At 52.9% G+C, this 14,592-nt stretch carries 8 protein-coding genes; 3 read left to right on the top strand and 5 right to left on the bottom strand.

Features of this window, described 5'->3' with window-relative positions; all coding sequences use genetic code 11:
* Positions 1 to 182: 182 nt before the first annotated feature.
* Positions 183 to 539: a hypothetical protein gene (locus AB1690_10845; protein MEW6015809.1), complete on the top strand. Its 357-nt coding sequence runs from the start codon at positions 183 to 185 to the stop codon at positions 537 to 539.
* An 87-nt stretch (positions 540 to 626) separates the two neighbouring features.
* Here AB1690_10845 and sppA read toward each other — a convergent pair whose 3' ends face one another.
* The 3 genes from sppA to AB1690_10830 all read right to left on the bottom strand — a co-directional run bounded on the left by sppA (position 627) and on the right by AB1690_10830 (position 5,892).
* On the bottom strand, positions 627 to 3,047 hold the full coding sequence (gene sppA, locus AB1690_10840; protein ID MEW6015808.1) for a signal peptide peptidase SppA: 2,421 nt from the start codon (positions 3,045 to 3,047) through the stop codon (positions 627 to 629).
* A gap of 291 nt (positions 3,048 to 3,338) precedes the next feature.
* Positions 3,339 to 4,322: a radical SAM protein gene (locus tag AB1690_10835; protein MEW6015807.1), complete on the bottom strand. Its 984-nt coding sequence runs from the start codon at positions 4,320 to 4,322 to the stop codon at positions 3,339 to 3,341.
* A gap of 241 nt (positions 4,323 to 4,563) precedes the next feature.
* A complete protein-coding gene (locus AB1690_10830) occupies positions 4,564 to 5,892 on the bottom strand; it encodes a radical SAM protein (GenBank protein ID MEW6015806.1) in 1,329 nt (442 codons plus the stop codon).
* Between the two features lie 398 nt (positions 5,893 to 6,290).
* Between AB1690_10830 and AB1690_10825 the strand changes: the two genes are divergently transcribed.
* Both AB1690_10825 and pepF read left to right on the top strand, forming a co-directional pair.
* Positions 6,291 to 6,596, top strand: coding sequence for an RNA-binding protein (locus AB1690_10825; GenBank protein MEW6015805.1), 306 nt, complete (start codon positions 6,291 to 6,293; stop codon positions 6,594 to 6,596).
* 218 nt (positions 6,597 to 6,814) lie between these two features.
* Positions 6,815 to 8,710 carry an oligoendopeptidase F gene (gene pepF, locus AB1690_10820; protein MEW6015804.1) on the top strand — a complete coding sequence of 632 codons (1,896 nt, stop codon included), beginning with the start codon at positions 6,815 to 6,817 and terminating at the stop codon, positions 8,708 to 8,710.
* Positions 8,711 to 9,891: 1,181 nt separating this feature from the next.
* On the opposite strand, the gene AB1690_10815 is transcribed toward pepF, so the two are convergent.
* A complete protein-coding gene (locus AB1690_10815) occupies positions 9,892 to 12,564 on the bottom strand; it encodes a putative Ig domain-containing protein (GenBank protein ID MEW6015803.1) in 2,673 nt (890 codons plus the stop codon).
* A 1,328-nt stretch (positions 12,565 to 13,892) separates the two neighbouring features.
* Positions 13,893 to 14,592, bottom strand: a 700-nt coding sequence (locus AB1690_10810; protein ID MEW6015802.1) for a sigma 54-interacting transcriptional regulator, incomplete at its 5' end; no start/stop codon positions are given.

Here is a 14,592-nt window from a genome sequence, read left to right as displayed (position 1 = left end):
ACTGACGTCTCTGGACGCCGGCTTGTATCTTGGGCAGGGATGAACCCTGCCCCTACAATAGGCCGTCGTAATTCCGGCGTGAAGGAGCGCCGACGGCCGTACCCGGTTGCGTCAGTTCTTAGGTCCGACTCCGTCGGAGCGTGAACTGACGCCCAAAATAATCTACTTCAAGAGGAGGTCTTATGTTCATAATTACCATTCCAATTCTCGGCTCGCTCTGGGATTTTCTCCTCCAGAATATCTTCACCCTTTTAGGAGGGCTGGGGACTATCTTCATGGTGCTGGTGGTCTGGTTCGCCAGGAAATTTCTGGCGCCGTACCTTCAGGTGGAACGTCGCCGTCGGTATGCCGAGTATATCGCGGCTATCGCTGATGAGGTCACCGATGACCTGGTGCGTAAATACCCGAACAACGAGTGGGTGAAGAGAATCGATGAAGCGGTGGATAAGATTATTGAAATTTGCGGAATCGATTCGGAAGTGGCGCGCCGGGCAACCTCGGCCGCGCTGGCAAGAAAAGGGATGGTGCGGGGACAGTGAGTTCCCGATATTGGTGCCCCACTCCTTGGAGTGGGGTCCTAATTCCGTCTTCAAAATCGACTGCAAGCAGTGGGGCACCATATGTTCTTACTTCAATGTCGGATATGTCCCCGGCAGAAGCATCGGCAATGGCTGCCCCGGACGCTCACTCAACAGTTTGATATATCGATAAACCGGCTCCTCTTCCAGTTCCGTCTTGACCGGAGACAATGATGGGAACTTCAGGAAACCTTTGTACTTCGGATGCTCCACTATGTCAAATTCTTCCCCTTCTAATCCCGCCTTCTCCGCCGCCATCGCCAGCGCCGTCATCAAACCACCGACTTCATCAACAAGACCGAGTTCTTTTCCGGTGGTGCCGGCGTAGAAATGCCCCTCGGCTATTTGGCGCACCCGTTCCTCGCTCATATTCCGACCCTGTGCGACCCTGACAATAAATGAGTCGTAGAATCGCCGAATTATCTCCTCCACGCGCTTCCGCTCCTCACCGGTCAGATTGCGCGACGGCACCGTCATCCCCAAAAAGGGAACTCTGATGCCGAATCCGAGTTCGGCATGCTCCCCCCGCTTGACATTGTCGGCAGTCATTCCCAGTTTGTCGCTGAACCCTTTGTCATAGAGCCATCCGCCGATAACCCCAATCGAGCCGGTGATGCTGTTCGGGCCGGCGACAATGCTGTCACCGTACATCGATATCCAGTAACCGCCCGAACCGGCAACCTGCCCCTGGCTGACTATCACCGGTTTTCTCTTGGCGCATTTCCTGATGGCTTCGGCGACAACATCGGATGCCATACCGTCGCCGCCGGGCGAATCAACCCGGAATACGACCGCCTTAACCCGACCATCGCCGGCTATTCGGTCAATTGTCTTCTCCAGCGAGCGGGCTTTGATACCGCTCTCCATGGCGCATTCCCCGAGACCGTACACAATCGCAACCTGCGGACGGCATCCCCATTCGGATGGGCTCAGGGCGTTATCGAGAAGTTCCCGCGCCGGAATACCGTATTTCTTTTTGCCGGTGAAATTCCGGACTATCTTATCCACGTCCGACCAGCGGGCAAGAGTGTCAACCAGTCTCAACTGAAGGGCATCTTCGGGAAGAAAGAAAATATTGCTGTCAATCAGTTTATCGTACTCGTCATGACTGAATCGGCGCGAGCGGCAGATATCATCGCGCACCGTTTCGTACCAGACATCGAGATAATCCTGAAACTGCTCCCGGTCGGCATCGGACATCTTATCCCGGCTGAGAACTTCCGCCGCCGATTTATATTTAAAAAAGCGCCATTCATCAAATCCAAGTCCCAGCTTCTCCAGGGTCCCTTTAAAATAGGTTTTCCCCATATTGAATCCGGGAAGCATAATGAAACCTTGCGGGTCGAGAACAATTCTGTCGGCAATTGATGCCAGATGATAGCCGGTCATCTGAGGCGTTTCGACAAAGATTATGACTCCTTTGCCGGCCTGCCTGGCTTTGTGAAGCTCCTCTCTTATCTCCCAGGCATGCTCGGGAAGAACTCCCAGAGCGGAGATATTGAGCGCTATGATTCCAATCCGCGGGTCATTGGCGGCGGCGCGGATATTTTTCAGCAGGTCGTAAAACCGAACCGTCCCGTCGTCAAATAAAACATATTTCTGATAATCAACCGTCCCCTTCAGGTTCATCGGCACATATCTCTTGTTGACCTGGCCCAGGGTATTGAAAATGCTCGGCTTGAGTCCTCCCATCCGAACCGAATAGGTATAGCGGGAGAGTTTTTGCTTGCTGTCATAATGCGACTGCCCGCCAAGCCCGAATCGTCCCAGATTCAGATTGATTCCGACCGTAAAAGCCTCCGACTCAAAATACCGTCCTACCAGGTCAATCCCCGGAGCGATTTCGACCGCCAGTCCGGCCGAGTAGGGGGCATCGGAAAGACCGACTCTTCGCGGCAGGGCGATATCGCCGAAAAGAGTCAACCGTGATGTTCCCAGCGGGCGAACCCCGATTTCGCCGACAAATTCATTCGCTTTGCTCACCAGCGAGAGGTACTGAATCATGCCGATACTGGCATACTTATTGGGTCGAATGATGGAACCGAGGGAAAGGAGTTTCTCTCTGCCCAGAGGACCATTGTTGCCGTCGCCGGTGGACCAGCCGTAACCGACACCGAACGCGAAACAGTCCTTTCCAGCGGCGAGGGAGATACGATAATCGCGCACCTTCAGCGAGCCAAATCTGGTAGTCTGGCTGGAAAAACCGAGGTATGGAATGGCGCTGTATATGCCCCAGTTGTTGAAAGAGGAGGCATCATTCCCTTCCGTTGACCAGAAAAATTTAGTTTCTCCGGTTTTCAAATAAGCGACAGCGGCGGGGTTATCGAAACCGAGAAGCCCCTCCTGATATGCTGCCGGCGGCGCCGGAAGAAAAGAGTACCGGTCATAATAGAGCGGGATTGCCTGCGAAAAGAGAATTGACGGCAATATCAGAATGAGGGCGGTTAAGGGAATTATCCTGGTTTTCATATCTCCTCCAAGAATCTGTTTGATATCAATACTGATAAAATATTGCTTTCTCAACGGCGTTCGGCAACTGAAATTGAAGATGGTGCCCCACCGTCCTGGTCGCTCTCCCCGGCGAGTCTTCGACCGTGGCGACTCGCGGTGGGATAATCCATAAATCGAATCCTGTCCGTAAAAACCCACCCCAAGGAGTGGGGCACCGAGGGGGGATTTTACGTTTGTCCTCCTGAAAAGGTCGCATATGGGTCGACCGCTACGGAATTGATTCTCTGTCAGGAAATAATTGTCGAACCCCTATGCCCAGTAGAGGCAGACCGGAAAAGAGGCGTTGATATCGCCGGTATGGGCGAAACTGATTCCCCGGCAGGCGCCGCGGCAGTCGCTGAAATGCGGGCATTCCCGGCAGGGACCATGAATCGATTCCCGCGGGAAATCCGATACCTGGGTCATCCGGGGGTCATCCCAAATCTCTGCCAACTCTCTTTCGTGAATATTCCCGACCGCGAACTCCTTTGCCAGAAGAGAAGTGCAGGGATAGACATCCCCGAACGCTGAAATATAAAGCAGTTTTACACCGGCGACGCATTCATGATATAAATACTCGGGCGGCAAGGGACCAAAAGCCGGGTCAAACATGACGACCGGGTTTTCCAGTTGACTCGCCTTTTCGATGAATACTTTTAAATCGGGAAGCCGCCGGTTGAAAGAGAGGCGCTCCATAACCCGGGCATGCTTGCCTCGTCCCCAGGGGACAAAGCCGCAGAAGCGGACTCGTTTGACCCCTTCCCGCTGCGCCAGTTTAATGAACGCCGCGGCATCATCAAGATTCTCCTGCCCGATAAGCATCGCCAAATCAAGCCGCATCTCCAGTTTCTGGCAGGCGCGGATAGCGCCCAGGATGGCATCATAATCTTCAACGGTCGCTTTCCGCATCTTCTGATTCTTCTCCGCGCTGGAGCCGTCAAGGCTAATCTGAATGAACGTCGCTCCCGCTTCTTTTAGCGAAGTTGCCCGCTTTTCATCCAGCAGAATGCCGTTGGTGGTAATGCCCGACTTTATTCCGCGCTCCGAGGCATATGCAATGACCTCTTCCAGTTCGGTCCGCATCAGCGGCTCGCCGCCAGTCCATCCGATAGCCTTAACCTCCCATTCGGCGAGGGTATCGATTATCCGGAAGCAGTCCGGCGGGGACATTTCCTGACGGGCGCGCCTCTCGGCGGCCGAATAGCAGTGCGGGCAGGAGAGATTGCATTGACGGGTAATCTCCCAGCCGACCATCTCCGGTTTTTCTTTCCGTTTTGACCGATAAATAAATTACTCCGCTCAACAAAAGGCGGAGCGCCATCGTAGATAAGAATGGCGCACCGCCCGGGTTTTACATTCCCGCTCACCGTTGCCGCGGAGAGCGGGAAAAAGTCAGTCGCCGCTATCTCACCAGGGCGGCAGAATCAAGAACAGCATCTTGTAACAGGGGCAGGGTTTACTCTGCGCCTGTCTGGCGGTTTCGATAATTCTCAATCTACTCACCTCCTTTCATAAGGTCGCATTGGTAGCGCAGTCGCATCATATCATCCAGATTATATTTCCACGAGCTGCAGGCGGTCAAAATGTTGCCGTTGCCCGACGGCTTCCTGTGATGGGGGCATCCCCCCATGCAGAGCGGCAGAACATGGCAGGCGGCGCATTCGCCACTTTCAAACGGGTCCCAATCGAGATATCGCTTCAGATTGGCCCTTTCGTGGGGATAGATTTCCTCGCGAAAAACATTTCCGACCGCATACCGGCTGTCCATCCCGACTTCCTCCCAGCATTTGAAGAGGTCTCCGTTGGGGACGACCACAAAGGATGCCTCGGTATCGGCTCCGCAATGCCCGCCCGGCGCCAGTGAGGGATATTCTATCTGATAGAAACCGCGCTCAACCAGACGGGAATAAAGTTCCACCTGACGATGCGCAAACTCCTCGGTGCTGAGGCAGCGGTCATTCATATCGGCGCAGACGGCGGTGGAATTATTGACATGCGAAAAATACAGAAATACGCTGTCGAGAATTTCCTCTCGCCTGAGAATCTCGACAAGACTGAAGGCGGCATCAAAATTATCCTTATCAATATTCACCCGGACCAGAATCTTCAAGATATCTTTTATCTCTTTCAGATTCTGAATAATCCGTTCAAAGGTCCCGTTGCCATTGTGCAGTTTTCTTCTCCGGTCATGAATCTCGGCAGGACCATCGAGCGTAATCTGGGCGCCGGTGACACCGACCGCCGCCAGGCGTCGCGCCATTGCCCGGTCGAGCAAATAACCGTTGGTGATAATTGCCGCCGGATGCAGAGTGACATTATGCTTTGCCGCCAGCGACTGGAATCCCATCTGAAGTTTCTCTATTACAGGAATGGCCAAAGTCGGCTCGCCGCCGAACCAGGTGAGAAGAATCGCTTTTGAATTTGGAATATATTTTTCGCTGAATTTCAGGACCGCATCGGCTGCGGCTTCTTTCATAATCTCCGGCCGCTGCGATTCGAAGCAGTATTCGCATCTGAAATTGCAGGCCAGGGTCGGGGCAACGGTCAAAACAAAAGTGTCCGGCTCGCTGCGACGTTTTCGATTCCAGTTGCGCTGCTCGGTTATCTCGTCCTCGGTCTCACCAATCAGGTATTTCCCTTCCTGAAGAGCCTGAAGAATCGCTTTTTCTTTATCGGTTGCCGCGTCCCGTTTGCCGGAAAGAAGTTCCTCTATCAGGGGAAATTCCTCCGGATAAATTTCCGCCAGCGCCGCCGAGGCGGAATTGAAGAGTAGCTGTCCGCCGTTGGGCAGAGATATGAATTGATTATACCGCGATGCTTTCATCAGGACGCCGTTCCCAGATGGTGCTCCCGGGGTTCCGCGACGGAACCGGATCAGATGACCTGTATGCTTGTATATATAAATACCCTGCCTTATATTTTCTGTCAAGCAGTTTAATTACCGGTGGGCAGCGGCGGCAAATTTTTCCAGTTAATTCCGGCAATCCTTATCGGACAGTGGGACAAAAAAATTGCCCGCGGTATGATTTTCTGCTGGACAAAACGGGTGTGGGGGCTTAAATTGGGTCTGTTGGTTTGGATTGGTTTTCAAAGGTTTGTTTGCTTTATTCAGAGATCTTCAGATTTAGGAATTAATCTAATAATCGGGATGTTTCTCAGTAACAAGCGGGATTCTTTGTTTATCAATCTGTCGGTCGTTAATCTTTTTCAGGAGAGTTCGTAATGAACATCTATGTCGGCAACCTGTCGTTTGAGACCGGCGAAGATGAACTTCGCCAGGCATTTGAGAAGTTTGGACAGGTAGCAAATGTTACCATTCTCAAAGACAAATTCAGCGGCAAGTCGCGCGGATTTGCCTTTGTGGAAATGCCCACTCAGGATGAAGCCCAGGCGGCAATAAGCGGCCTTGACGGCAAGTCGCTCGGCGGACGTAATATCCGCGTCAACGAAGCCCGCCCGCAGACTGAGCGGACCGGCGGTGGTGGCGGAAGGGACCGTCGCGGTGGAGGTGGCGGCCGAAGAATGTAAGATAGATTACAGGTTTGTATAATCTATAAATTGTCCTTAAGGGCGGGTGTCAAGAACTCCCGCCCATTATTTTTCCCGGAAAAATCCCCGGTCAATCTTTTCGAGCATCCCGCTTAATTTCCTAAACCAATCTTAAATTTCCCCGTAAAAGTGTAATATTAGCCGCTTGTGCGAGGAAGTTATGACGTTCTTTAAACCTAATACCGGGAGATGTGCCGATGAGCTCGTTAAGGCAGTTTTGCACCACCACCATCCTCACCCTGGGAGTATTTCTATCTATGGCTGAAATGACTCCCGCCGCCGCTTCGGTCAAAGAGGTTCCTACCCGCGACCAGATTGAAGACAAATACAAATGGAAACTGGAAGACCTTTACCCCTCCGATGACGCCTGGGAACAGGCGGTCGCCGCTATGAAAGAGGCGATATCCTCGTTTGAGAAATACCGGGGGAAGCTGGGCAATTCGGCCGAGATGCTTCTGGAATGCCTGCAGTTGAATGACTCCCTCTCTTCGCTTCTGCATCGTCAGATAGTCTATGCCTTCTTGAATAAAGATGAAGACAACCGGGTCGGAAAATACCAGGAGATGGGCGACCGGATTTCGACCGTGCGGGCGCAGTTCAACCAGGCTTCTTCGTACATTGAACCGGAGATATTGACCATACCGGATGAAAAAATTCGCTCCTTTCTGGAGCAGAATCCGAAACTGGCGACCTATAAATTCTATATCGAGGATATGCTTCGCCGCAAAGCGCATATTCTCTCACCCGAGATGGAAAATTTTCTGGCGATGTCGGGCAATGTCACGCGCGGTTTCAGCCAGATATTCACCATGATAGATGACGCCGATATCAAGTACGGCACCATTACCGATGAAAACGGCAACCAGGTGGATTTGACCAAGGAGCGCTATAGCGCGCTTCTGGAATCGACCGACCGGCGTGTCCGCAAAGAAGCCAGCGATACCTATAACAACGCCTATTTTGCCTACGAAAATACTCTCGGCGCTACCCTGAGCGGCTCTGTCAACTCCGACATCTACTACACCAAAGCCCGCAAGTACAAAACCTGCCTGGAGCGCTCCCTGGATGAATTCAATATTCCGCTGGATGTCTTTCATAACCTGATAAAATCGGTCAATGAGAATCTGGCGCCGCTGCATCGCTATACCGCCTTGCGCAAGAAAGTCCTGAAACTGGATACCCTTTATACCTACGATATGTGGGTACCGCTGGTGCCGGAAGCCAAAATGGAGTTTCCCGATTTCGAGGAAGCGAAAAAAGTTCTTTTTGACGGACTGAAGCCGCTGGGGAATGAATATCTCAACAACCTCAAAATGGCGCTGGATTCCCGCTGGGTCGATGTTTTCGAAACGCAGGGGAAAGGAAGCGGCGCCTATTCCTGGGGAACCTACTCGGTGCATCCGTATATCCTGATGAATTACGCCGGCACTCTCGACAATGTCTTCACTCTGGCGCACGAGCTGGGGCATGCCATGCATTCTTACTACACCAACAAGAATGAGCCATATATTTACGCCGGGCATTCGCTATTCACGGCCGAGGTTGCCTCCACCTGCAATGAAGCGATTATGATTAAGTACATGATTGAGCATGCCCAGACCAGGGAGCAGAAACTTTATCTTCTGAATTACTACATCAACCAGATTCTGGGGACATTCTATTCGCAGGTGATGTTCTCCGAGTTTGAATTGAAAATTCACGAGACTGTCGAGCAGGGAGGAGCCCTCTCGGCGGAATCGATGCGGAAGATGTACCGCGAGATTTACCAGAAATATTACGGTCCCGACCTGGTGATTGAGCCGTCCAAAGACTTGGGCGGTCTGCGGATATCCCACTTCTACCGTCAGTACTATGTCTATCAGTATGCCACCAGTTACGCCGCCTCGCAGATGCTTTCGCGGCGGATACTCTCCGGCGATAAGACGGCGGTCGAGGATTATCTCAATTTTATCAAGATTGGCAGTTCCGATTATCCGATTAATATTCTAAAGCGAGTCGGCATCGATATGACCCGCCCGGAGGCGGTGCAGAATGTGACGCAGACTTTCGCCGAGTTGGTGGAGCAGTTTGAGAAGTTGATTCTGGAAAAATGATTTCTGATTTCAGAGGCTTTGAAAAGGGCGCATCGAGGATGCGCCCTTTTTTTCGCGACCATTCAGAGCTCTTGCTATAAGAATTCATGGCTCGGTCGGTCTTTAGAGCGGCCGGACATGATTGCGGCGGGTCTCGTTCCGACTGTCGTCGGACCTAAGACACGCCGCAACCGAAACGAGAGACATGGCAGTTGCGTCAGTTCTTAGGTTCGAATCCTTTCGATGCGTGAACTGACGCCACGATCGGTGGCGTAGGTCAAAATCCCCCCGAGCCACTTGTCCATCGCGCGGCGCGAGCGGGGGTTTTGACAATCTTCCGTAGAAGCGAACCCACGCGTTCGCCCATTGTTGAATTCATCCTCCGTACTAAACGGGATAGATTGCGGCGGGTCTCGCTCCGACTGTCGTCGGACCTAAGACCCGCCGCAACCGAAACGAGAGACATGGCAGTTGCGTCAGTTCTTAGGTTCGAATCATTTCGAAGCGTGAACTGACGCGACAATCAGTGGCGTAGGTCAAAATCCCCCCGAGCCTTGTGTGCATAGCAAAGCGCGAGCGGGGGTTTTGACAATCTTCCGTAGAAGCGAACCCGCGCGTTCGCCCCTTGTTGAATTCATCCTCCGTACTAAACGGGGAAGATTGCGGCGGGTCTCGCTCCGACTGTCGTCGGACCTAAGACCCGCCGCAACTAAAACGAGAGACATCGCTCCGACTGTCGTTTGACTTAAGACCCTCCGTAACCGTTCGGTGGTTGCGTCAGTTCTTAGGTTCGAATCATTTCGAAGCGTGAACTGACGCGACAAGCGGTGGCGTAGGTCAAAATCCCCCCGAGCCTTGTGTGCATAGCAAAGCGCGAGCGGGGGTTTTGACAATCTTCCGTAGAAGCGAACCCGCGCGTTCGCCCCTTGTTGAATTCATCCTCCGTACTAAATGGGAAAGATTGCGGCGGGTCTCGCTCCGACTGTCGTCGGACCTAAGACCCGCCGCAACTAAAACGAGAGACATCGCTCCGACTGTTGTTGGACTTAAGACACGGCGCAACCGTACTATGATTTCAGGTCGACACACGGGTCGACCCCTACTTTACGTCAGCGGAGCAGGTCTTGACATTTCGGAGGATAACCGTTGCCGCAACATACAACAAAAAGACAAAGCGAATCCGACCTCTTGAACCACGTCACCTACTTCAACATCATGATTCTTTTCACTTCTGATTTTCCCCCGCTGCTCAGCTTGCAGAAATAGATACCGCTGGCCACCGGCGCTCCATCATCGCCCCGCCCGTCCCACAAAACCGCATGCTCTCCGGCATTTCGCCAGTCGTCGACCAGAGAGGCGACCTTCTGCCCCAGAATGTTGTACACTGTCAGCGACACCTCCGATGCCGCCTCCAGAGTATAACTTATCTTGACAGCGCTGTTGGAGGGATTGGGAAAAATATTGAAGGGGTCATCAAAATCGCCCGATGATGCCACAACGCCGCCATCGACCGAAATCACCACCGCATTTGACATGGAGGAGGCATTATTGACCTCATCGTACGCCTTCAGTACAAAACAGTAAGGTAAACTCGACGTCAGGTCTTCCACCGTAAAAGAGACCAACTCACCCGGTAACGGTGGCACGGGAGGATTAGGACAGGTATCAGCCCGCAACCATCTTATCTCCGAATAGATATAAAAATTGCCGGTCTTCACCACGTAATGATGCGCCTGTCCTTCGGTGCCATCATCGCCGGTCGCGGTCCAGGTTAGTATTACCTGTCCGGGAAGGGGACCATTAGTTACAGCCAGGTCGGTTATCGGAGCCGGGGGGATAGTATCGCCCTGCGAGTCATCCACCGTTATCACCACTCTCTCGGAATCGAGGCTCACGTTATCGGAGGCATAAAAGGTGACATAATAAAGACCCGCCTGCTCATAATTGGGGGTCCAGTCAAGATATCCCAAGCCGCCAGAATTGGTGAAGGATGCTCCGGATGGAACGGGAGAAAGGGAGAGAACCGGAATCGTTCCATCGGGGTCGGATGCCGAGACCGTTATATCGAGGTTAGCGCCCTCCATGACAAACAGAGGTCCTATCGGCGCCAGAACCGGTGGTCGGTTGACATCAGTTACGGTGATGGCAACCCGCTCGGAGTCGATAAGTGCGCCATCAGAAGCATAAAAGGTGAGATTGTAGGTTCCGGCCTGCTCAAAATTAGGAGTCCATGCAAAAATGCCGGTTCCACTGGAACTGGAAAATGATGCGCCACTCGGCAGAGCCGAGGAACTAAGAGTGGGAATGGTTCCGTCAGGGTCGGTTGCCGAAACATCGATTCTGATTTCTTCATTCTCGCGGACTGACCGGGAGCCGATTGATGATAGCACCGGCGGTCGATTGACGTTGTTGACCGTTATCACCACCAGTTCCGAATCGATATCGATTCCGTCAGACACATAGAAGGTAACATTGTAAGAGCCGGCCTGGCTGAAACTCGGAATCCAGCTGAACCGTCCGGTGTTATTTGCCTGGGGGACAAAAGACGCCCCGGCCGGCAACGGTGCGGCGCCCAGTGTAAGGAGGGTGCCGTCGGCGTCAGATGCCGACACCACAAAACTGAGACTTTGTCCCTCATTTATCGATTTCGCGCCAATGTCATTGAGAAGGGGAGGGTTATTCGGCGGCGCGCCATCAAATGTTATCTTCACCACATCGGCAAAATGATAGACTGTACCGCCGATAGTAGAATCCATCGGATACATGGCGTAGCAGACATCCCCGTGCGATGCCGGGACAATCTGCGCCGTGGTTACTTTCCAACTGTGTCGCCCTCGGGATATCTTTATCGGGTTCGACCAGTTCCAGGTCTCTTTGTCAAAATATCTCATATAGATATCGAAAGAATCAACCGTTGGAAAACGGCTCTGATTATAAAACAGCACCAGGCGGTCGGAGGCTTCTATGTAAGTCAGGGCGAGATAAGGGGGATAGTCCTGGTCGCCTATCGACGATTGAAAAGCCTCCCCCTCGGTCCATTGAGATGCGCCGCGGCTTTTGTACGCCCAAATCACGGAATCGCCATCCCGAAAATCTCTGGTGCTGACCAGGAATCGAATCGAGTCCTGCATGATATTACCGGCGAAACCGCGGAACATAGAGCGGTTGAACGCCCGCCCTTCGCTTTGCCAGCGACGGTTCCCTCTGTCCCAGGTGTACCAGCCGATGGAATTGTCGGCCGAGTCGATTATCGCCGCAATCGTATTGTCGCAGTAGAGTGTTCCGATACGGCAGCGCCCGGTGCCATCCCGCCTGACCAGATACGTGCCGTTGTCAAAACTGACCCCTTTATTCTCGGAAATCCAGTAGAGGACCGCGTTGTCGTCATTATATCCACGCGAGACCGAGATGACGGTGTCGGAGCCGGGAAGCCTGATGGCCGAAGCGATATATAATTCCGATTCCGGCAGACCCCAGTCATAGGTGAACAGAGTGGTGAGAGAATCATCTATCATACTGAAGGCATAGAGGCGATTGTCGGAGCTTCGCCCCTGATAGATGGTATCGTTGTACACGGTAATATGCGAATGGTCCAGGTCCGAAAGCGCTCCCATATTGTGCGCCACCCATCGCACGGCGCTGTCGAGATTGTAGGTGACGCGGAAGGCTTCCTTGCTGGGAAATCCGCTTAAGTAAAAAGCGACCTGCCCGCTGTCGGATAGCGGGGCGATTTGAAACCGCGGGATTGCCAGGGGGTTAAATATTTTGCTGGTGCTGCTGTCGATAGTATAATGCTGAATTGTCATGGCATCGGCCGGACTTGAAAAAGCGGCGATGACACCCAAAAGGCAAAAGAGAACCTTTCTTTTTTTCATGGTTAATCCTCCATCCCCTCTATAATAAGAACACGACGCAAGTAAAGGCTTTATGGCGCGAAAGCGGTAAGTACAAGGCTTCGCGCCTCATCAGGGTTAATCTATTATACGATTTTTCCCGGAAATTGCAAGTAGTTTGACGCCGGTTTTTTTGGGCAATCTTTGAACCGGGAAATCTAAAAGCCGCCTAACTCGGCCGGTCTTTCCGCCAGGGCGGATTCTTTTGTGCCTGGCAGATGTCCAGATATGCTTTGTGCCTGGCAGATGTCCAGATCTGCTGGTGATTCACTTTTAAGCGGCGCAGGGGTATTGACATTCTTCCGTAGGGGCGAACCCGCGCGTTCGCCCCTTGTTGAATTCACCCTCCGTACGAAACGGCCAAGATTGCGGCGGGTCTCGCTCCGACTGTCGTCGGACCTAGGACCCGCCGCAACTAAAACGAGATATGTCGCTCCGACTGTCGTTGGACTTAAGACCCGCCGCAACTAAAACGAGAGACGTCGCTCTAACGGTCGTCGGACCTAAGACCCGCCGCAACTAAAACGAGAGACATCGCTCCGACTGTCGTTGGACTTAAGACCCTCCGCAACCGTTCGGTGGTTGCGTCAGTTCTTAGGTTCGAATCCTTTCGAAGCGTGAACTGACGCCACGATCGGTGGCGTAGGTCAAAATCCCCCCGAGCGATCTGTGCATCGCGGGGCGCGAGTGGGGTTTTGACAATCTTCCGTAGGGGCGAACCCGCGCGTTCGCCTATTGTTGAATTCATCCTCCGTACTAAACGGGGAAGATTGCGGCGGGTCTCGTTCCGACTGTCGTCGGACCTAAGACCCGCCGCAACAAAAACGAGAGATGTCGCTACGACTGTCGTCGGACTTAAGACCCGCCGCAACAAAAACGAGAGATGTCGCTACGACTGTCGTTGGACTTAAGACCCTCCGCAACCGTTCGGTGGTTGCGTCAGTTCTTAGGTTCGAATCCTTTCGAAGCGTGAACTGACTCGACAATCGGTGGCGTAGGTCAAAATCCCCCCGAGCCTCATGTCCATAGCAAAGCGCGAGCGGGGGTTTTGACATTCTTCCGCAGGGGTGAACCCGCGCGTTCGCCCATTGCTGAATTCATCCTCCGCACGAAACGGCCACGATTGCGGCGGGTCTCGCTCCGACTGTCGTCGGATCTAAGACCCTCCGCAACCGTACGCTCGTTGCGTCAATTGTTAGGTTCTAAAGTTTTGGGAAATCGCTCTTCTGATATCTGCCGGGAAACGAAAAGCCGCCCGCGGCAGGCGGACGGCTTCTATCTATAATAAAGCAGGTGGGCGGATGGATTTTTCAGTTCTGCCCTGATTCTATGCCATACTTCTTTATCTTATCAAACAACGTCGTGTAATCAATCTTGAGAATCTCGGCGCATTTCCGTTTGTTGCCGCGCACCTGCGACAGAATCCGGACAATCGCCGCTTTCTCCGCCTGCATCTGGGCATGGGCGCCGATCTCTTTCAACCCGGCTCCTTCCCGCAGACGAATCTCGCCGGTGGAGGGGAGACGAATCGCCAGATGGTCGGGCGTTATCTTTTTCCCCTCGGCCAAGATTATCGCCCGCTCGATAGTGTTCTCCAACTCCCGCACGTTGCCGGGCCAGTGGTATTTTTCCAGAAGCGTCTGCGCTTCCTTCGAAAGCGACTTGACCGGCTTTTTCATATCCCGGCAATATTTGCTGATAAAATACTCCGCCAGAGGATGAATATCATCGGGCCGCTCCCGCAGCGGCGGAATCGTTATCGGGAAAACCGAGAGACGATAAAAGAGGTCCTCCCGGAACTGCTTTTTCTTTATCAGTTCATTCAAGTCCATATTGGTGGCGGCTATGACCCGGACATTGACGGTAATAACTTTGGTTCCGCCCAGACGCTCGAAAGTTTTCTGTTGAAGCACCCTCAGAAGTTTCGCCTGAAGCGCAATATCCATATCGCCAATCTCATCCAGAAAGATAGTTCCCCCTTCGGCAATCTCAAATTTCCCCATCTTGCGC

Source organism: Candidatus Zixiibacteriota bacterium (assembly GCA_040753495.1).
Lineage (GTDB): Bacteria > Zixibacteria > MSB-5A5 > GN15 > PGXB01 > DYGG01.
Note: the sequence above shows the minus strand (reverse complement) of the source record. Positions and strands in the feature narration are given on the sequence as shown.